17 protein-coding genes and 2 tRNA genes are annotated in these 20474 nt (G+C 52.6%); 11 read left to right on the top strand and 8 right to left on the bottom strand.

Features of this window, described 5'->3' with window-relative positions:
* Nucleotides 1–250: 250 nt before the first annotated feature.
* The gene (gene gltX / locus OGX84_RS11945; protein ID WP_047462188.1) at nucleotides 251–1666 is read left to right on the top strand and encodes a glutamate--tRNA ligase; all 1416 of its coding nucleotides are present in this window, start codon (nucleotides 251–253) and stop codon (nucleotides 1664–1666) included.
* Between the two features lie 76 nt (nucleotides 1667–1742).
* Here gltX and OGX84_RS11940 read toward each other — a convergent pair whose 3' ends face one another.
* Nucleotides 1743–2132 carry a MerR family transcriptional regulator gene (locus tag OGX84_RS11940; RefSeq protein ID WP_012131383.1) on the bottom strand — a complete coding sequence of 130 codons (390 nt, stop codon included), beginning with the start codon at nucleotides 2130–2132 and terminating at the stop codon, nucleotides 1743–1745.
* A gap of 1 nt (nucleotide 2133) precedes the next feature.
* Entirely contained in the window at nucleotides 2134–2496 is a 363-nt protein-coding gene (locus OGX84_RS11935) for a YfeC-like transcriptional regulator (RefSeq protein WP_012131384.1), read from the bottom strand.
* Nucleotides 2497–2717: 221 nt separating this feature from the next.
* On the opposite strand from OGX84_RS11935, the gene OGX84_RS11930 reads away from it, so the two are divergent.
* The 3 genes from OGX84_RS11930 to OGX84_RS11920 all read left to right on the top strand — a co-directional run bounded on the left by OGX84_RS11930 (nucleotide 2718) and on the right by OGX84_RS11920 (nucleotide 5317).
* Nucleotides 2718–2793, top strand: a tRNA-Ala gene (locus OGX84_RS11930).
* A gap of 39 nt (nucleotides 2794–2832) precedes the next feature.
* Nucleotides 2833–2908, top strand: a tRNA-Ala gene (locus tag OGX84_RS11925).
* Between the two features lie 210 nt (nucleotides 2909–3118).
* Nucleotides 3119–5317, top strand: coding sequence for a bifunctional diguanylate cyclase/phosphodiesterase (locus tag OGX84_RS11920; RefSeq protein ID WP_112001790.1), 2199 nt, complete (start codon nucleotides 3119–3121; stop codon nucleotides 5315–5317).
* A 77-nt stretch (nucleotides 5318–5394) separates the two neighbouring features.
* Here OGX84_RS11920 and nupC read toward each other — a convergent pair whose 3' ends face one another.
* Nucleotides 5395–6582, bottom strand: coding sequence for a nucleoside permease NupC (nupC, locus tag OGX84_RS11915; protein WP_012131386.1), 1188 nt, complete (start codon nucleotides 6580–6582; stop codon nucleotides 5395–5397).
* Nucleotides 6583–6857: 275 nt separating this feature from the next.
* Here nupC and OGX84_RS22820 point away from each other — a divergent pair, with 275 nt between their 5' ends.
* The 3 genes from OGX84_RS22820 to OGX84_RS11905 all read left to right on the top strand — a co-directional run bounded on the left by OGX84_RS22820 (nucleotide 6858) and on the right by OGX84_RS11905 (nucleotide 9801).
* Nucleotides 6858–6947 carry a hypothetical protein gene (locus OGX84_RS22820; RefSeq protein ID WP_418222348.1) on the top strand — a complete coding sequence of 30 codons (90 nt, stop codon included), beginning with the start codon at nucleotides 6858–6860 and terminating at the stop codon, nucleotides 6945–6947.
* Nucleotides 6928–8166, top strand: coding sequence for an Nramp family divalent metal transporter (locus OGX84_RS11910; RefSeq protein ID WP_024130137.1), 1239 nt, complete (start codon nucleotides 6928–6930; stop codon nucleotides 8164–8166). The genes OGX84_RS22820 and OGX84_RS11910 overlap by 20 nt, the downstream gene beginning before the upstream one ends.
* 87 nt (nucleotides 8167–8253) lie before the next feature.
* Complete coding sequence (locus OGX84_RS11905; RefSeq protein WP_112001791.1) at nucleotides 8254–9801, top strand: BglG family transcription antiterminator; 1548 nt, start codon at nucleotides 8254–8256, stop codon at nucleotides 9799–9801.
* 57 nt (nucleotides 9802–9858) lie between these two features.
* Here the strand turns inward: OGX84_RS11905 and OGX84_RS11900 are convergent, their stop codons facing one another.
* The 4 genes from OGX84_RS11900 to mgrA all read right to left on the bottom strand — a co-directional run bounded on the left by OGX84_RS11900 (nucleotide 9859) and on the right by mgrA (nucleotide 14373).
* Nucleotides 9859–11211 (bottom strand): class-II fumarase/aspartase family protein, encoded by a 1353-nt coding sequence (locus OGX84_RS11900; protein WP_286458027.1) that lies wholly within the window; start codon nucleotides 11209–11211, stop codon nucleotides 9859–9861.
* A gap of 16 nt (nucleotides 11212–11227) precedes the next feature.
* The gene (locus OGX84_RS11895) at nucleotides 11228–12787 is read right to left on the bottom strand and encodes a PTS transporter subunit EIIC (protein WP_058667820.1); all 1560 of its coding nucleotides are present in this window, start codon (nucleotides 12785–12787) and stop codon (nucleotides 11228–11230) included.
* 142 nt (nucleotides 12788–12929) lie between these two features.
* Nucleotides 12930–13250, bottom strand: a complete 321-nt coding sequence (gene ypeC / locus OGX84_RS11890) for a DUF2502 domain-containing protein YpeC (RefSeq protein ID WP_024130138.1) — start codon at nucleotides 13248–13250, stop codon at nucleotides 12930–12932.
* A gap of 124 nt (nucleotides 13251–13374) precedes the next feature.
* A complete protein-coding gene (mgrA, locus tag OGX84_RS11885; RefSeq protein WP_047462199.1) occupies nucleotides 13375–14373 on the bottom strand; it encodes an L-glyceraldehyde 3-phosphate reductase in 999 nt (332 codons plus the stop codon).
* Between the two features lie 182 nt (nucleotides 14374–14555).
* Between mgrA and OGX84_RS11880 the strand changes: the two genes are divergently transcribed.
* Nucleotides 14556–16211 (top strand): alpha-keto acid decarboxylase family protein, encoded by a 1656-nt coding sequence (locus tag OGX84_RS11880; protein WP_112001794.1) that lies wholly within the window; start codon nucleotides 14556–14558, stop codon nucleotides 16209–16211.
* Between the two features lie 13 nt (nucleotides 16212–16224).
* Here the strand turns inward: OGX84_RS11880 and OGX84_RS11875 are convergent, their stop codons facing one another.
* Entirely contained in the window at nucleotides 16225–17460 is a 1236-nt protein-coding gene (locus tag OGX84_RS11875; RefSeq protein ID WP_112001795.1) for an ion channel protein, read from the bottom strand.
* Between the two features lie 204 nt (nucleotides 17461–17664).
* On the opposite strand from OGX84_RS11875, the gene glk reads away from it, so the two are divergent.
* The 3 genes from glk (at nucleotide 17665) to OGX84_RS11860 (ending at nucleotide 20463) form a co-directional block, all read left to right on the top strand.
* A complete protein-coding gene (gene glk, locus OGX84_RS11870) occupies nucleotides 17665–18630 on the top strand; it encodes a glucokinase (RefSeq protein WP_012131396.1) in 966 nt (321 codons plus the stop codon).
* A 238-nt stretch (nucleotides 18631–18868) separates the two neighbouring features.
* Complete coding sequence (locus OGX84_RS11865; RefSeq protein ID WP_047462211.1) at nucleotides 18869–19195, top strand: PTS fructose transporter subunit IIB; 327 nt, start codon at nucleotides 18869–18871, stop codon at nucleotides 19193–19195.
* A gap of 20 nt (nucleotides 19196–19215) precedes the next feature.
* Nucleotides 19216–20463, top strand: coding sequence for a PTS fructose transporter subunit IIC (locus OGX84_RS11860; protein ID WP_012131398.1), 1248 nt, complete (start codon nucleotides 19216–19218; stop codon nucleotides 20461–20463).
* Nucleotides 20464–20474: the final 11 nt, after the last annotated feature.

Below are 20474 nucleotides of genomic sequence, written 5' to 3'. Positions count from 1 at the left end.
GGAGTCGCATTATAGGGAGAGTTGAAAATGAGTCAACGCATTTTCTAAAGAAATTGTCCGTTCGTCGTAAATTTAAACAAAACGATCGCGAATTACTCCGTTCAGCATGATTTGTATACGAAAATCGCAAAGCGTGATGTTCCAACCCGAACAACATTGAGGAATCAGACCACGGTGATAGAATACCAGCCTGATAATCTTTCCCGGATTTGCCGGTTGTCGGCATCTTTAATAAACGTAAGGCCATTTCATGAAAATCAAAACTCGCTTCGCGCCAAGCCCGACAGGCTATCTGCACGTCGGCGGCGCGCGTACTGCTCTTTACTCCTGGCTTTTTGCACGTAACCACGGCGGTGAGTTTGTGCTGCGTATTGAAGACACCGATCTCGAACGCTCCACGCCGGAAGCTATTGAAGCCATTATGGATGGTATGAACTGGCTGAGCCTGGAATGGGATGAAGGCCCGTATTTCCAGACCAAACGTTTTGATCGTTACAACGCGGTGATTGATGAGATGCTGGAAGCGGGTACGGCATATAAATGCTACTGCTCCAAAGAGCGTCTGGAAGCGCTGCGCGAAGAACAAATGGCGAAAGGCGAGAAGCCGCGTTACGACGGCCGCTGCCGTCATGGTCACGAACATCATTCTGACGATGAGCCTTGCGTTGTGCGTTTTGCCAACCCGCAGGACGGCTCCGTTATTTTTGACGACCAGATCCGTGGGCCGATCGAATTCAGCAACCAGGAGCTGGACGATCTGATCATTCGTCGTACCGACGGTTCCCCGACCTATAACTTCTGCGTGGTTGTGGATGACTGGGATATGGAAATCACCCATGTGATTCGTGGCGAAGACCATATCAACAACACGCCGCGCCAGATTAACATCCTGAAAGCGCTGAACGCGCCGGTTCCGGTGTACGCACACGTTTCCATGATCAACGGCGACGACGGAAAAAAACTGTCCAAGCGTCATGGCGCGGTCAGCGTGATGCAGTATCGTGACGACGGCTACCTGCCGGAAGCGCTGCTGAACTACCTGGTGCGTCTGGGCTGGTCCAGCGGCGATCAGGAGATCTTCACCCGTGAAGAGATGATCAAGCTGTTCTCGTTGAATGCCGTGAGCAAATCCGCCAGTGCGTTCAACACTGACAAACTGCTGTGGCTGAACCATCACTACATCAATTCTCTGGCGCCGGAATATGTGGCAACGCACCTGCAATGGCACATTGAGCAGGAGAATATCGATACCCGTAACGGCCCGCAACTGGCTGAACTGGTGAAACTGCTGGGCGAACGCTGCAAAACACTGAAAGAGATGGCGCAAAGCTGCCGCTATTTCTATGAGGACTTTGCTGAGTTCGACGCGGATGCGGCGAAAAAACACCTGCGCCCGGTCGCGCGTCAGCCGCTGGAAGTGGTGCGTGATAAGCTGGCGGCCATCACAGAGTGGAGCGCAGAAAACGTACACCATGCAATTCAGGCGACAGCCGATGAGCTGGAAGTGGGGATGGGTAAAGTCGGTATGCCGCTGCGCGTTGCCGTCACTGGCGCAGGCCAGTCTCCGGCGCTGGACGTCACGGTGCATGCGATTGGTAAATCCCGCAGCATTGAGCGCATCAATAAAGCGCTGGCTTTTATCGCGGAACGTGAAAATCAGCAGTAAGGTGTATTAACCGTAGGCCGGATGGGGGTTGCGCCGCCATCCGGCCTGTTGCCCGATGGCGCTGCGCTTATTGGGTCTACGATTCATCAAGGCCCAAACGGGCGAGAAAACCGCGTATGCCTTCTCGCGACAGAAACTGCGCCAGCTTTTCCTGCTCTTTGGACGACATGTTTTCCACGGCATCAATAATCTGGCGATAGGCGTGGCTGCGCACAACGTGGCTGTATTCGGCAAGCGGCTCCTCCGCCTGATAAAACGCAGAATGGTTGCGGAAGGCAGGGATGTTAAGAATAAATTCCTGTACGCGAGCATCAATGTGAATGAGCCTTGCCCGACCGCCTTTTACGCCCGGAAACTTTTCAGTTTCCCATCCTTGTTCTCTGATCCACCGATTAACGGTTTGTCTGGCGACGCCAAGGCACTCCGCCAGCTCTTCGGTCGTCATTTTGCTGCGTAATTTTTTCATATTATTTGCTATCGCGAATCCCTAAGCGTTGTAACAAACCGGTAATCCCTTCACGCAAAAGCAAAGACGTAAAGTGCTTCTGTTCAGATGGCGTCATCTCTTTGGCCAGCGTGACCAGCAGCGATTCAAGAGAGGTATCGCTGGTTAACGAAAAGGATTCCGATGCTCCCTCCGCAGAACGTTCGGCGCTGCGGATATATTCGCGAACCTGCTCATTAACATGTACCAGCCGGGCTTTTCCTCCCTGTACGCCTGGTTTGGGCGACGTCGTCCAGCCTTCCTTGCGCACCCATTTATTGATGGTTTGTCGGCTGTAACCGGTCAGATTAGCGAGTTCTTCTGGTGTCATCCGTTCCTTGAACATAACGATTCCCTGAATAGTCGTATGGTTAATTAGCGGTTCACTTTATAGCATCATTTTAGTTGAAACCGTGACGCGTTTAACTACTAAATGCGAGTTGTTACGCAATGTTCTTCATTTGCCTGCTTTTTCAGCGATTGAATTTGCCGGTGGCATTTTGCCGTTGACACATGCGAAGGGAATTCATATGATGCCGCCCGTCAACTCGACAAGCTTTACGTGACGGGGCTATAGCTCAGCTGGGAGAGCGCTTGCATGGCATGCAAGAGGTCAGCGGTTCGATCCCGCTTAGCTCCACCAAATTTGAATCCCAACAAATCTGGTACGTAAAAGCATCGTGGGGCTATAGCTCAGCTGGGAGAGCGCTTGCATGGCATGCAAGAGGTCAGCGGTTCGATCCCGCTTAGCTCCACCAAAATTTGAACCCTCGCTGAAAAGCGGGGGTTTTTTGTATCTGCGTTCCCGCCATTTTTGTAATACAGTTTCAGTAAGCGTCAATACCTTTGTATCAAATGAAAGAACGTGTAAGAGCGCCTGATATCAGGCCTGTGCAGGTTTGCTTCGCGTCACGAATAAACTTATTATTTGTGTGCCTTATAGCGTGACTGATGAGAACAGGGAATCTATGCAGGATAAGCATAACTTGCTAAAAAATATAAGAATATTTATCGTTTCTTTGACGCTATCCATTGTCGGCATACAGTTCTCCCGCTCTATTTCTCCGCTCGCCGTTGTCGATGACAGCTCTATTTTCCTGGCCTGGCTGCCGCTATGCGTCATGTTTTCCGTGCTTTTCTTATTTGGCCGACGCGGTATTGTCCCCATCATTTTAGCGATGATGGCGACCAATCACTGGAACCTTCATCTCCCGTTAATGCAGGCAGCGGTGCTGTTATTTTGTCAGACCTTTTCCGTATTGGGCATTTGCGGGATCGTCCGCTGGCAAGTGGGGGCGCGCTGGCGTCATGGATTGCCTGACAGGAATATCTGGTTGCGTATCTTCTGGCTCGGGTTTGTCGCGCCGGCGGGCATCAAAGCCAGCATGTATCTCGCGGGGCATTGTCTGGACTACCCTGTTGCGATATCAACATTCTTTGGTACAGCAACCATTATTTATACCATCGTGGATATTCTGAGCCTGATTTCAGCGGTCCTGATTTTCACGATGCTCTTTTATTATCCTCTGCGGATGATAATCAACCCGCGCTATTGCCGCATTTTCTGGCGCAGGGACATTGCGCCGTATCTGGTCAAAGAGAAGCGTCTGTTTACCCTGACCTGGATCTCCGTCGTCGTGGCGCTGATCGTTCTGATGTGCGCGCCTTTTGATGCCGACTATATTGCCGGTTATCTGGTGCCCGTCTTTTTTATTGTTTTTACGCTCGGCGTGGGCAAGCTGAGTTATCCGCTGCTGAACCTCAGCTGGGCCATCTCTGCGCTGTGCCTGCTGGTGTATAACCGGAATTTCTTACAGGGCGTCGGCTCCGAATATTCACTGGCCTTTATCCTCTCTGTTCTCATCTCCTTTAGTATTTGCTTGCTGTATATGGTGTGTATTTATCAACGCAGCGAATGGTTGAACCGACAGTGGCATGGTCAGGCGTTAACCGACCCGTTGACGCGCCTTCCTAACATTCGCGCGCTGGAGCAATTTTTGTTGCAGGGAACAGGACAAACGGTTTGCTGCCTGCGGATGGAAAACCTGGAATTTTTGAGTCGACATTACGGCATGCTGATGCGCGTTCATTGCAAACGCTCGGTGTGTCGAATGCTGCAACCGTTCCTGCAAGAAAACGAGAGCGTATTTCAGGTGCCAGGCAGCGAATTGTTGTTAGTGCTTCGCGGCCCTGAGACGGAAGCCCGCCTGCAACATATGGTTAATCTCCTCAATAGCCGCAAAATTTACTGGAACAATACCGGGCTGGACATGGAATACGGCGCCGCGTGGGGCGCTTACGACGGCAGGCAGGAGACGCTGCAACCCCTGCTGGGGCAACTTAGCTGGCTGTCGGAGCAATCCTGCGCGAACCACCGGGTTATGGCGCTGACCCAAAGTCTTGAGGCGGTCTCCGATCAGACGACGGAACGGGTATTACTGCTGCAAAAGGTTCGCAAAGCGCTGGAGAACGGCGATCTGGTTTTGTACGCGCAACCGATTCTCAACGCGCAGGGGAAAGGGTATGCGGAGGTTCTGGCGCGACTGAAAAGTGATGACGGCATCATGACGCCGGACCAGTTTATTCCACTGATTGCCCAATTTAACCTCAGCGCCCGCTTTGATTTACAGGTTGTGGAAGCCCTGCTGCGATGGATAGCCACCCACCCGACGACAGCGCCGGGCGCCCGTTTCTCGGTCAATTTAATGCCGTTGACGTTACTGAATAAAGAGAGCGCATCACGCATTATCGGCCTGTTCAGGCGTTATGGTATTACGCCTGAAAGCGTGATCATCGAAATCACCGAGGAGCAGGCGTTTTCCAATTCTGAAATCAGCACGCAGAATATTGCGCAACTGCGGAATTTCGGTTTCAGGATAGCCATTGATGATTTTGGTACGGGATACGCGAACTATGAACGTCTTAAACGCCTGCGGGCAGACATCATCAAGATTGATGGTTGCTTCATAAAAGACATTATGACGGACTCTCTGGATGCGATGATCGTGAAATCAATTACCGATCTCGCGAAAGCGAAATCCTTATGCGTGGTTGCCGAATTTGTCGAGACGCCGGAGCAGCGGGAATTACTCTTAAGCCTGGGCGTGAACTATCTGCAAGGTTATCTGATTGGGCGACCGCGCCCGCTGGAAGCGCCACAGCTATAAAAAAACCGGGGAACATGTCCCCGGTTGCGCGTCGTAAGGCCAGATGAAGGCGTTTGCGCCGCCTGGCGATACCGTAATTACAGCACCAGCGCTGCGATAGACGCAGACAGTACGCTCACCAGCGTTGAGCCGTACACCAGTTTCAGACCAAAACGTGAAACCACGTTGCCTTGCTCTTCGTTCAGACCTTTAATCGCGCCTGCGATAATCCCGATGGAAGAGAAGTTAGCGAAGGAGACCAGGAATACAGAGATGATGCCTTCCGCGCGCGGAGAGAGCGTAGAGGCGATTTTCTGTAGATCCATCATGGCGACGAATTCGTTAGATACCAGTTTGGTCGCCATGATACTGCCTACCTGAAGCGCTTCATTCGCCGGAACCCCCATGACCCAGGCCACCGGGTAGAAGATGTAACCCAGAATGCCCTGGAAGGAGATGCCCAGAACGGCCGCGAACAGGGCGTTCAGCGCCGCGATCAGGGCAATAAAGCCAATCAGCATCGCCGCAACGATAATCGCGACCTTAAAGCCCGCCAGAATGTATTCGCCCAGCATTTCGAAGAAGCTCTGACCTTCGTGCAGGTTAGACATCTGAATATTTTCTTCGCTGGCTTCGACGCGATACGGGTTGATCACTGACAGAACGATAAAGGTGCTGAACATGTTCAGAACCAGCGCCGCAACGACATATTTCGGCTCCAGCATGGTCATGTACGCGCCCACGATAGACATGGATACGGTAGACATTGCCGTTGCCGCCATCGTGTACATACGATTGCGGGACATTTTGCCGAGGATATCTTTATACGCGATAAAGTTCTCAGACTGGCCCAGAATCAGGGAGCTGACGGCGTTAAATGATTCCAGTTTACCCATCCCGTTGACTTTGGATAAGAGGAAACCAATCGCGCGAATCACAACCGGCAGAACGCGGATGTGCTGAAGAATACCGATCAGCGCGGAAATAAAGACGATGGGGCAAAGGACTTTCAGGAAGAAGAAGGCCAGGCCCTGATCGTTCATGCTGCCGAAAACGAAGTTGGTCCCTTCGTTGGCAAAACCGAGCAGTTTTTCAAACATCTCGGAGAAACCTTTCACGAAGCCCAGGCCAACGTTTGAGTTCAGGAAGAACCAGGCCAGTAAAACTTCGATAACAAGCAGCTGAATGACGTAACGAATGCGAATTTTTTTACGGTCATGGCTTACCAGCAGTGCGAGTACCGCAACAACAGCGAGGGCCAGGACAAAATGAAGGACGCGGTCCATATTTGCTCCAAATATGAGGCAGGTTTAATTTCCGTGCACATTCTATGCAACAACAATAAAGAAAACGAGATCAAACACACACTATAATAAGGAGCTGTGATGAGATTCAAAATTAGTGATCTGGAATACGTTTCTGTTATGTTTAGTATGGAAGTGAAAAGTTATGTCATTGTGCTAATCTCATACAATTAACAAACAACCTGGTTTTGTTTTTCGACCCTCCCTTGCTGGCCCATAGCCTGGCGCTATCAGAGATATCAACGTTACCCATTAAAATGCACTTGATAATCATTCTCAATAAACATAGCATAAAACATAGCAAAGGCTATGTTTCTGAGGCAAAAGATGACAAACGATCGCGTTGAAAGCAGTAGTGGACGAGCGGCGCGCAAGTTAAGGCTCGCATTGATGGGCCCGGCGTTCATCGCCGCGATCGGATACATCGATCCCGGTAACTTTGCGACCAATATTCAGGCCGGAGCCAGCTTTGGCTATAAATTGCTGTGGGTGGTTGTCTGGGCGAACCTGATGGCGATGCTCATCCAGGTTCTGTCGGCCAAACTGGGGATTGCGACAAGCAAAAACCTGGCGGAGCAAATTCGCGATCATTACCCGCGCCCTGTCGTCTGGTTCTATTGGGTTCAGGCGGAAATCATCGCGATGGCCACCGACTTAGCGGAATTTATCGGGGCAGCGATCGGCTTTAAGCTCATTCTCGGTATCTCCCTGTTGCAGGGGGCGGTGCTGACGGGTATCGCCACATTCCTGATTCTGATGTTGCAGCGTCGTGGGCAAAAACCGCTGGAAAAAGTGATTGGCGGATTACTGCTGTTTGTGGCCGCAGCCTATATTGTGGAACTGATTTTTTCGCAGCCAAGCCTGGCGCAGCTGAGCAAAGGGATGATCATCCCCAGCCTGCCGAACTCTGAGGCGGTATTTCTGGCCGCCGGGGTGCTGGGCGCGACCATCATGCCCCACGTTATCTATCTGCACTCTTCTTTAACACAGCATCTGCACGGCGGCTCCCGGCAGCAGCGCTATGCTGCCACTAAATGGGATGTGGCGATAGCGATGACGATTGCAGGGTTCGTGAACCTGGCGATGATGGCGACCGCTGCCGCCGCGTTCCATTTTAGCGGGCATACCGGTATTGCCGATCTTGATCAGGCGTATCTGACGCTGGAACCGCTGCTTAGCCATGCTGCGGCGACGGTGTTCGGCCTGAGCCTGGTTGCGGCGGGGCTCTCTTCCACCGTGGTCGGTACGCTGGCGGGGCAGGTTGTGATGCAGGGATTTGTTCGCTTCCACATTCCGCTGTGGGTACGCCGCACCATCACGATGATGCCGTCGTTTATCGTTATTCTTATGGGGCTCGATCCAACCCGAATCCTGGTGATGAGCCAGGTCCTGCTGAGTTTCGGCATTGCGCTGGCGCTGGTGCCGTTATTGATTTTTACCAGCGATCGCACATTGATGGGCGATCTGGTGAATACCCAATGGGTTAAGTACATCGGCTGGATGATTGTGGTGCTGGTGGTGGCGCTGAATATCTGGTTGCTGGTAGGAACCGCGCTGGGGTTGTGATTTGAAGACCGTGACTCGTAGCAGGTCACGGTTTTATCTCATGTTTTCCGCTATCCTGAATCTTGCATGATTAACAGGCAAGCGTTCATGAATTATTTTGATCTCTCTTTCTTAAAATATTTGCAGGATAACAATTCGCTCCCTGTCGAGGAGGCGGTTCGTCGCTTTGGCAAAACGCTCTCAACGCTAAAACGAACAATGAAAGAGTTGAATGAACTCTTGCCGGAAAACGTGCATCTCCACCAGGACAATCAATTTATTACCACCCGAATTGGCTACAGCGAATACCGGCAATTTTTGCAGCGCGTGCAGTTTAACCGCTATATCACTACGGCGGAGGAGCGAGTGAAAGATCTCTTCGTGGCGCTCTGTCTGCATGATGTCGTGAATAAAAATGAGTACTACAAAAAATTCTATGTCAGCGCGGGCACGGTAAAAAATGATAACCCTGTGATGATGCAGTTGATACGGGGCCACGATCTGGTATTACAGAGTATTCCACGTAAAGGCTCCCGGCTTACAGGTGATGAATTTCAACTGCGGGTCGCGGTGTGTATGTCCATTCTGAAAACCGTTGAGATCGGGGCAGATCACCTGTTGATTGCTCATCAGGCTAATGAACCGATCAACCGCTCCATCGCTGAACAATTTCTCCGCGAGTGTTCCCCGGAGATTAAACAGGCGGCAGCATATTATGAGAACGTCATCAGCCCCGTGATTACCCTGGGATATAACGGCAGAAAATACTTATTAGTGTATCTGAGCCTCGCATTACACCGTATCAGGCGAGGGCATTGGATCAAAGAGAGTACCGCAGCTCAATTTTTGACGACGTTTTCGTATGATGTGTTACCCGATGCGCATGAAAATGCATGCCTGAATCTGTTGATTGCCTCGCTGACGTTTACCCATCGTCCTTTCACGTTATACGACGCCCGGCTTGTCTTATACGTCAAACGTACCTGCTGCGATTTAGAAGGGTATCCTGGCATCACTATCCACAATAAAGACGCCTGGTTCACGGAGATTTATAACTTCATTTACGCGGCTATCATCCAGAATAAATTCCATCTCTGGTTTGATGATAAAAAACTGCATGATGTCCGGCGGCGTTACCCGGAATGGTGGGCGTATGTTCAGCACGCAGTGAAAGAGATCGAAGATAACTGGCAAACGTCTTTTTCAGCCATTCACCTGGCGACGCTGGTGCTGATCATCAAAAAATACGAACTCAAAAACCGGGTGGTGAGCGATCCGAAAAAGCGGGTCATCATTGTGACTAACTCATCGGAAAGTAAGGTAGGGTATTTTAAAGAGGTGCTTTTCTCCCGCTTTCATATTGATATTCCGGCATGCATCAATATCAATGAGATCGCTCAGCTACAGCATCTGGATTTCGATTTGCTTATCACCTTTACCAATAAAATATCAAGTCACCTCAGGTATGCCGGGCTGAACTATGTCAAAGTGAATTTCTGGCTGACGCAAGAGGACTTCCGACTGTTACGCGAACACGGACTGGCCTCCACGCGCAAAAAAATACCTGCTGATACTTTTGTTCAGCAGGTACAGGGGTTGAGCCCGGAGGCATTAAAAGCGTTCCTCAACGCGCATTATGGCGATGTTTTTATCTAGCTGGCGCCTTGCCCCGTCCGGCGTGATGATGCGCCGCTTGCCTGAAAGAACAGGGCGTCAGCGGTTATTTTTCTCCCATACTCGTACAGCCGTTTCCTGGGCGATTTCCGCACACAGGCCGATATAGTGAGCAGGGTCAAGTAGCGAATCAATTTCCGCATCGCTAAAATGCTGGCGAATGAGCGGATCTTCACGCAGAACATTGGCATAAGGAATCCCCTCGTGGGTGCTGCGCATTGCAAGATGGTACACACGCTCATGAGCGGCATCTTTGCCCAGCCTTTCCACCAGTTGCATCATGATTTTTTCACTGTTAATGAGGCCATGAGTTAACTGGACGTTCTGTCGCATACGGTCAGTGTTGATAACCAGCGTGCGGGTCAACTCTTCCGCGCGCATCACAATTTCCGCCATTAACTCCATGCTCTCCTGAATGTTGGCATCGAAGATAAAATAGGCCGAGCTGTCAGCCTCGAAAGGACGAGGGCTGACGTACAGGCAGGACGTCATAACGGAATACAATTTCTGCGCGTTGGCGATAATCCCCTTCGCCAGTTTAGGATTGACCTTTTGCGGCATCGTACTGCTACCAACGGTTCCTTTCGTGAACGCTTCGGAAACCTCGGCAAACTCCTCGCCTGAAGTCTGATACACCTCTTCTGCAATTTTATGCAGCGTTGTGGCAAGCAGACACAGGTTGCTGATGTATTCCGTACGATAGACGCGGGAGTGGCGGGAGGGAATGGGCATTGAGTGCATCCCCAGTTTTTGCGCTACGCTTGCCTGCACCAGTCGCCCCGTTTTGCCGGTGGCGTGAAATGCGCCCACCGCGCCGCCCATCATCACGGTAAAGACACGCTTTTCTGCTTCCTGCATTCGCTGCTGAGCGCTTAATAACTCATCAATCCACACGGCGGCTTTGTAGCCCCAGGTGATCGGCAACGCATGTTTCCCGTGGGTACGTCCGGCCATAATCGTGGACTGGTGGTCAGACGCCATCCTCGCCAGATTGCGTAAAATATCGCTTACGAATCCTTGCATCAGCGCGTCAAATTGCTTTGCCAGATATAGCTGGGCGGTTTGTTGGATATTTTGGGTGGTTACGCCGTAGTGAACATATTTCCCGCTTTCGCTGTCGCAGGCTTTGACCAGCACTTTGATCACCGGGACAAAACCGTGGCCGATTTCGCGCAGCAGACGCTCCATTTCCGCCATATCGATTTTGTCGATATGGCAACTGGCGGCGATATTGGTCGCGGCGCTGGCGGGGATTATCCCGTGCTCGGCTTGCGCCTGCGCCAGAGCAGCTTCCACATCCAGCCATGACTGGACTCGCGCCTGCTGGCTAAGCAGGGCTTTCATACCACGATCGTCGATCGTTTTGCTTTTTGAATCATACAGTGCGCGCATTACCGTCTCCTTGATCTTATTTCGCACCGACAAGGCGGTCGTCTACCGCGTTGCGGACAAATTCTACATGCGGGCCAAACACGACATGGACATGATTGCTGGAGGGAATAAACGTTCCCAGCGAGCCGGATTCTTTCAGTACGGCCATATCCACCTTTTTCTGATCTTTTAAATCGATGCGCAGACGCGACACGCAGTTCTCGACGCGCTTAATATTCTCTGTCCCGCCCAGTCCCTGGATAACCAGTTCGGCGACTTTGTCGTACTCTTTATTGTTTAATAAAGTGCTGTCTGCAATTTCGCTCTCGCGTCCTGGCGTTTTAATATCAAATTTTCCTATAGCGAAGCGGAAGACAAAATAGAAGACGACAAAGTTAATGGCCCCAAGAAGAATCAGATTGACCCAGTGGGTATGTTCATACATCAGGCCAAAAATACCGAAATCGAAGATTGTGCCGCGAATGTAGCCGATGGATACTTCCAGTATTTGCAGCGGAATAGTCAGCAATCCGCAAAGTACCGCATAGATAATAAATAGCTTCGGTGCGATAAACAGGAATGAAAACTCCAGCGGCTCGGTAATATTTCCCAGCATGGCGGTTAATACGACAGTCAGAATCATCCCTTTAGCGAATTTCTTGTTCTTGAAATAAGCCATGTGATACATCGCCAGGCCAATTGCCGGGACGCGGAACAGCGTCGTCAGCATTTGGGATGAGGCAAGATAGCTGGTGAGAGTCGGCATATACTCTTTCCATGCTGGGTGGGACGGGCCAAGCTCAAAAAGGATTTTATTGATGGCCGGTAAAATACCGACGTAGGTTTGACCGTCAATGAGGTACGTGCCGCCCGCTGCGGTGAATCGCACAGTGGAACTGAGCACATGGTGCAGACCGAATGGGATGAGTAGGCGGTTGAGCGTCATATAAATCCCGGCGCCAATGTTGGGGGCCATCATAATTGTTGAGATGGCGCGCATGCCTGCGGTAAAAAGATCCCAGATAAAAGGAATGATCAGCCCAACGGGAATAGAAAATGCGATAGCTAAAATCGCGACGGATTTTTTACCGCTAAAAAAGGCGAAGGCTAACGGTAGTTGTAACCGGTAGAACCGGTCGGTAGTTTTAGCTGCCAACAACCCGGCGATAATACCGCCAAGCGCTTCGATTTTCAGGGTCTGAATGCCTAATACCATTCCCTGTCCCACAAGCGCCAGGTTTTCTTTGGCTAGCGTCCCGGCTAATTGTAGATGCACATGCATAGCGATAAGCAGCGTTAAATAGGCGACGACGGAAGCAAATACCGCAATTCCTTTTTCTTTTTTGGACATGCCGTAAGCCACGCCCATCGCAAACAACAGAGGAATATTATTAAATACGACGCTACTGATTAATCCGAGAGAAGATAATACAGCTTTAAAAATTTCATTACCCAGAAAGGGAAGTTTATCAATCATATAGCTCTGGCCTAACGCAGAGCTAATTCCCATGACCATCCCAACAGGCGCCAGCACGGCAATCGGCAATAATAACGATCGGCCGAATGTCTGAATTTCATTCTTAAAATTAGCATTCATAAGTTAATCCTGACGTGAATTCTCTTGAGGATAAGATACGGTCAGAAGATTTTTGCTCAAGGGCAAATGGTGGAGAATAAAAAGCGCAGGATTTGACCATAAAGATGTAAGCATAAAAAAAGGAGCCCGCAGGCTCCTTTTTTTAATGACGGTGTCCGTGACCCCGGCCAGGGTGGTGGTCGCGATCGCGCCAGCCTTCGCGGTAGCCGCGTTCATAGGCTTTGCGCTTATCCCAGCCGCGATGATAGCCATTATCGTGTCGCCACCAGCGATTTTTACGCCATTCATAATGGTGGTGCCAGTAATCCCGGTCGCGCCAGTATCTGCCGTCCCAGTAGTTACCGTAATTATCGCGATCGCCAATTTGTAATTTTATCGATGGCAACAGGGTGATTTCGCCAGCATTCGCGGCAAGCGGTGTAAAAGCCAATAAGGCTGCCGCCAGAATCAGTGACCTGAACATTCTTTTTCTCCTTCACGATCGAGCCGTAATCGGCCTGTTAACGCAATATTACGGGGCGGTAAAGCCCCGTTTCATCGCCTTAACTCTTAAATCATGAGTGAGAGCACTTTTTGCTAAAAAGTGATTATTGGCTGCCGTTCAGGATTGCGTTGATTTCTGCGCATTCGGCGGGAGAAAAATGACGATTCGCCAGCATCCCCACGGCATCTTCAATTTGTGCGGTCTTGCTGGCGCCAATCAGCACTGACGTCACTTTGTCGTCGCGCAGCACCCAGGCCAGCGCCATCTGGGACAGCTTTTGCCCCCGACGTCCGGCCAGCGCATTTAACTGGCGCACTTTTTCCAGTTTCTCCGGGGTAATCTGATCCGGGTTAAGGAAGCGGCTTCCGCTGGCGGCCCGGGAATCAGCCGGAATGCCGTTGAGATAACGATCGGTTAATTGCCCGCCCGCCAGCGGTGAAAAGGCGATACTGCCAACGCCTTTCTCCTGCAATAAGGCCAGCAAGCCGTCTTCGACCCAGCGCTCGAACATCGAGTATTTGGGCTGGTGAATCAGGCACGGCGTGCCCAGGTCGTCCAGGATCTCAATGGCCTGTCTGGCCAGATCCGCCGGATAGTTGGAAATCCCGACGTACAGCGCTTTTCCCTGACGAACAATATGATCCAGCGCTTTCATCGTCTCTTTGAGCGGCGTTTCCGGGTCAGGGCGGTGGTGATAGAAGATATCGACATACTCCAGTCCCAGACGTTTCAGGCTTTGATCGAGGCTGGCTATCAAATACTTGCGCGAACCCCAGTCACCGTAAGGGCCATCCCACATGGTATAACCCGCTTTAGTGGAAATGATCAGTTCATCGCGCCACGGTAAAAAATCTTCCTGTAGGATACGGCCAAAATGGCGCTCTGCTGAGCCTGGCGGCGGGCCGTAATTATTCGCGAGATCAAAATGGGTAATTCCCAGATCAAAAGCACGCTGTAGTAGCGCCCGGCTGTTCTCTACCTGAGTGGTATCACCGAAATTGTGCCATAGCCCAAGTGAAATGGCGGGGAGCTTTAAACCGCTCTGACCGCAGCGGCGATACTCCATTGTCTGGTAGCGATTTTCATCGGCCCGATAAACCATGTTGTTGCCCTCTGAATGACGTGAGTTTCCAGTGTATACGTTTACACGGATTGTTATTCAATGAGATTACACCGTGAAAAACTGTAAATCCTGCTTTCCACCCCTTTTGCAGCAGCTTTTCTGGACAGCTATCACAGTTCTTTAATACTCAACATGAGGTTACCGTCAGAAGGATAGCTGTCATGCAAACCCCATATTCCGTTGCGGATTACCTGCTGGACAGACTGGCAGGCTGCGGTATCGGGCATCTTTTTGGTGTGCCGGGCGATTATAATTTGCAGTTTCTTGACCATGTGATTGCGCATCGTGACGTATGCTGGGTAGGGTGCGCGAATGAGCTGAATGCCGCCTATGCGGCTGATGGCTACGCCCGGTTAGCCGGGGCAGGGGCGTTGTTGACCACTTTCGGCGTAGGGGAGTTAAGCGCGCTTAATGGCCTGGCGGGAAGCTACGCAGAGTACGTTCCCGTGCTGCATATTGTCGGCGCGCCATGCAGCGGCGCACAGCGACGGGGCGAACTGATGCATCACACTCTCGGCGATGGCGACTTTCAGCATTTTTACCGTATAAGCCAGGCTGTAACGGCCGCCAGCGCCGTGTTGAATGAACAGAACGCCTGTTATGAAATCGACCGCGTATTACGCGAAATGCTGACGATGCGCAGACCCGGCTATCTGATGTTACCGGCGGATGTGGCAAAACGACCTGCTGTCCCTCCTGTAAACGTTCTCACACCTGACCGTGCTGAAGGGGAAAATGACACGGTGGCGGCGTTTCGCTATCGCGCGCGCCAGCGGCTGATGAACAGCCCGCGCGTGGCGCTGCTGGCAGACTTTCTCGCCCTGCGTTTCGGCTTGCAGCCGGTTTTACAACGCTGGATGGCGGAGACGCCAATAGCGCATGCGACGCTGCTCATGGGCAAAGGGCTGTTTAATGAGCAGCACCCGAATTTTGTCGGTACATACAGCGCCGGAGCCAGCAGTGAATCGGTGCGTCAGGCGATTGAAGAGGCTGATACCGTTATCTGCGTAGGCACCCGGTTTGTTGATACGCTGACGGCGGGTTTCACACAGCAACTGTCGCAGGAATGCACGATTGAAATCCAGCCGCATGCTTCGCGCGTTGGGAATACCTGGTTCAGCGGTCTGTCGATGGAGCAGGCGGTCACTACGTTGCGTGAGTTATGTCTGGAACTTTCATTTTCGCCTCCTCCGACCCCGGCACATGCGCCCGGCGGCCATATTGAGAAAGGGGCGCTGACGCAAGAAAACTTCTGGCATACGGTACAGGCGTACCTGCTGCCGGGCGATATTATCCTTGCCGATCAGGGAACCGCCGCGTTTGGCGCGGCGGATCTTTCACTGCCTGCTGGCGCGGACGTGCTGGTGCAACCGCTTTGGGGATCAATCGGCTATGCTTTGCCCGCCGCCTTTGGCGCGCAAACCGCCTGCCCGGAACGGCGAGTGATTCTGATTACCGGAGACGGCGCGGCGCAGCTGACGATTCAGGAACTGGGGTCGATGATGCGGGATGGACAGTCGCCGGTCATTCTGCTGCTCAATAACGATGGCTATACCGTGGAGCGCGCCATTCATGGGGCGAACCAGCGTTATAACGATATCGCCGGATGGAACTGGACGCAGGTTCCGCAGGCGCTCAGTGCGAACTGTCAGGCGGAGTGCTGGCGGGTAACGCAGGCTATCCAGCTGGAGGAAGTGCTGGCGCGCCTGAAATCCCCGCAGCGGCTTTCGCTGATTGAGGTCGTGCTGCCGAAAGCCGATTTGCCGGAATTGCTGCGTACCGTCACCCGCGCGCTGGAATCGCGCAACGGGGAGTAAACGCGGTGGCTGGTTATCTGTCGTGGCGGTTGGCGGCCATCATCGGCTTGCCTGCCAGCAGGAGCCAGGCGGGAAGCATAACGATGCACAACAGCGGAAGCAGGGTGGTGTCCGGTACGACGACTGCGGCCATAAACAGACTCAGCCAGCCGTCACGGGTTACGACCAGCATCAGCCCCAGAATCGCGCATGAGACGGTAATTGCCGCCGGAACCGCTTCAACATGCGCGTGCAGCATCAGACCCAGCGCCACGCCCACAAAGACCGCCGGGAAGATACGCCCGCCCCGGAAACCGCAGGCGGCGGCGATAACCAGCGCGCCCAGCTTAACGATCGCCAGCATAAAGTAGTCCGTGGCGCCCAGCGTTTGGCTGAACGCCAGCTGCTGCATCTCGTCCAGTCCTTTAAAGAGAGTCAGCGGCCCGCCCAATACGCCCAGAATCCCCAGCATAAAACCACCGATACCGAGAATAAGTACCGGATTTTTCAGACGATGCACCAACGAATGCAGACGTGGTAAACACCATACCGCCACCATACCCGCCGCAATCGCAATGGCCGCCACCACTGCGCCGCTGAAAATATCGCTCAGCCGCATTTGCGTGTAGTGCGCAATCGGCAAGGAGAAGTGCGGATGGAAGAACAGGCTAGTGGTTAACGATCCCGCGGCTGCCGCCATCAGCGGAGCGAACAGACGATCCCACAAGGGCGTATCGTCAGAGCTGTTCAGGGTTTGCGAGAAAATCAGCGCGGCGGCGACAGGGGTGCCGAACAGCGCGCCGATAGTGCCTGCGGAAGCCAGGATCGTCCAGTCCAGCGCCCCTATGCGTGGGAAAAGGCGCGCGCCGATAGCGACGGCCAGCGCGATATTCACCGCCATAATGGGATGCTCCGGCCCCAGGCTTACTCCACCTGCCAGGCCGAGAATGAGCGCGATCAGCAGGCCCGGAAGCGCGACAGGGGTCATCGGCGCGCCGATCAGCGGTTCGGTCGCCGGGTCCGGGCCCGCATGCCCAGGGCTGTAGCGGATGACAAGCCCGACCATGATCCCGGTAAACGTGAGCATGCCGATAATCCAGACGGGGGAATCATGAGCAATGCCTAGGCCGACGGGGATTTGCTCCCACAGCAGGCGCTGTAAAACGGAGGCGACTTTCATCACGGCGATCAATACCAGACTGGAGGCAATGCCAATAATGAGTGCGGGAAGCGATAATAACAGCATCGTTCTGGCTCGCGGATGGAGCATGATCTATTCCTTAATACTGAGTCATATGCTTAGTTTGCACAGCCTGCCCGACGGCATCGCTGCAAATGGTGCTGAAACGATAAAGTAATTATGTGATGCAGATCGATATTTTTGGGGAGCTCGCCTTTCGACCGTTGTTGTTATGCCCCCATGAATTTACAGTGTGGCAAAGATTTATTCTGACTTTAGCGGAGCAGTAGAAGAATGACAAAATATGCTTTAGTAGGTGATGTAGGCGGCACCAACGCGCGTCTTGCTCTGTGCGATATGACCAGCGGGGAGATTTCGCAGGCGAAAACCTATTCCGGGCTGGACTATCCGAGCCTCGAAGCCGTGGTGCGCGTGTATCTGGACGAGCATAACGCCAGGGTGGAAGACGGCTGTATCGCTATCGCCTGCCCGATCACCGGTGACTGGGTGGCGATGACTAACCACACCTGGGCATTTTCTATTGCGGAGATGAAAAAGAATCTTGGCTTTAGCCATCTGGAAATCATCAACGATTTTACCGCCGTGTCGATGGCGATCCCGATGCTGCGCAAAGAGCATCTGATCCAGTTCGGCGGCGCGGAACCGGTTGCCGGCAAACCGATTGCCGTTTACGGCGCCGGAACCGGATTAGGGGTGGCACACCTGGTTCATGTCGATAAACGCTGGATCAGCCTGCCGGGCGAGGGTGGTCACGTTGACTTCGCGCCGAACAGCGAAGAGGAAGGCATTATTCTCGAAGAACTGCGTGCGGAAATTGGTCACGTCTCTGCCGAGCGCGTGTTGTCGGGGCCAGGGCTGGTGAATCTGTATCGTGCTATCGTCAAATCTGATGGCCGTCTGCCGGAAAATCTGCAACCGAAAGATATTACCGAACGCGCGCTGGCGGATACCTGCATTGACTCTCGTCGTGCGCTGTCGCTGTTTTGCGTCATTATGGGCCGTTTTGGCGGTAATCTGGCATTGACGCTGGGCACGTTTGGCGGCGTCTACATTGCGGGCGGCATCGTGCCGCGCTTCCTGGAGTTCTTTAAAGCCTCCGGCTTTCGTGGCGGGTTTGAAGACAAAGGCCGTTTCAAAGCCTACGTTCAGGATATTCCGGTTTACCTGATTGTGCATGATAATCCCGGTCTGCTCGGCTCCGGCGCGCATTTGCGCCAGACGTTAGGGCAAATTCTGTAATTGAAGATCGGCAGGCCTGATACGCGTTAGCGCCATCAGGCAGGGCATGACATGCATTATCCGGTCTTAAACCGCGTCACTGACGCGGTTTTTTTGTGCCCGTCGCCGACCTTTCCGACGCCCGTCACATTTCTGTTTAACGGGATTATTTGTCCAGTAAAAGCATTATTTGTCTGATAACAATGCGCAGGCTCTCACCGCCATAATTTCTCTCGTTAACTATCTGGAGGAGTCTGTTATGGCGAAAAAACTTATTGCTGTTTGCGCATGCCCGATGGGGCTGGCCCACACATTTATGGCGGCTCAGGCGCTGGAAGAGGCGGCGGTTGAAGCGGGATACGAGGTGAAAATTGAAACCCAGGGGGCGGACGGCATCCAGAATCGCCTGACGGCGCAGGATATCGCTGAGGCGACGCTAATCATCCATTCCGTTGCCGTAACCCCCGAAGACAATGAACGGTTTGAGTCGCGCGATGTGTATGAAATTACGCTCCAGGACGCGATAAAAAACGCCGCCGGTATCATTAAAGAAATCGAAGAGATGATTGCGGCAGAGCAACAATAATTTTCGACAGGGATACACATATGGCCATTAAAAAACGCAGTGCAACCGTTGTGCATGGCGCATCCGGTGCGGCAGCGGCAATAAAAACCCCTCCGGCCTCCCGTAACAGCTTCTGGGGCGAACTTCCGCAGCACGTCATGTCGGGTATTTCGCGCATGGTGCCCACGTTAATCATGGGTGGGGTGATTCTCGCTTTCAGCCAGCTGATTGCCTATAGCTGGCTGAAAATTCCCGCAGATACCGGCATTATGGATGCGCTGAATAGCGGAAAATTCGACGGTTTTAACCTCTCATTACTGAAATTCGCCTGGCTATCGCAATCCTTTGGCGGCGTGTTGTTTGGCTTTGCGATTCCAATGTTCGCGGCGTTTGTCGCTAACTCTATCGGCGGTAAGCTGGCCTTTCCCGCAGGATTCATCGGCGGCTTAATGTCCACCCAGCCAACCCAGATACTGAATTTTGACCCGGCCAGCCTGCAATGGGTAACGACCGCGCCCGTACCGTCAACGTTCATCGGGGCGCTGATTATCTCGATTGTCGCGGGCTATCTGGTGAAGTGGATGAATCAAAAAATCCAGTTGCCTGATTTCTTACTGGCCTTCAAAACCACCTTTTTGCTGCCCATTTTGTCTGCCATTTTTGTGATGCTGGCGATGTACTACGTGATCACGCCGTTTGGCGGATGGATCAACGGCGGTATCCGCACGCTGCTGACGGCGGCGGGTGAAAAAGGAACGCTGATGTATGCGATGGGGATCTCGGCGGCAACGGCGATCGACCTCGGCGGCCCGATTAACAAGGCCGCAGGATTTGTCGCTTTTAGTTTCACTACCGATCACGTTTTACCCGTCACCGCGCGTTCTATCGCGATTGTGATCCCGCCGATTGGTCTGGGGCTGGCAACGATTCTCGATCGTCGTTTAACCGGTAAACGCCTGTTTAACGCGCAACTGTATCCGCAAGGCAAAACCGCGATGTTCCTGGCGTTTATGGGGATCAGCGAGGGAGCGATTCCTTTCGCGCTGGAAAGCCCGATCACGGCAATCCCTTCGTATATGGTGGGCGCGATTGTCGGCTCGACAACCGCCGTCTGGCTGGGCGCCGTGCAGTGGTTCCCTGAGTCTGCGATTTGGGCATGGCCGCTGGTGAGCAATCTTGGCGTCTATATGGCGGGGATCGTGTTAGGGGCGGTGATCACGGCGCTGATGGTCGTTTTCCTGCGTCACATGATGTATCGCAGAGGCAAACTGCTGATTGAAAGCCTCTGAAAAAAGGACTG

This window comes from Citrobacter sp. CK202, assembly GCF_030333225.1.
Classification (GTDB): Bacteria; Pseudomonadota; Gammaproteobacteria; order Enterobacterales; family Enterobacteriaceae; genus Citrobacter_B; species Citrobacter_B koseri.
The sequence above is the reverse complement of the archived record's forward strand: the minus strand, read 5'-3'. Positions and strand labels throughout refer to the sequence as shown.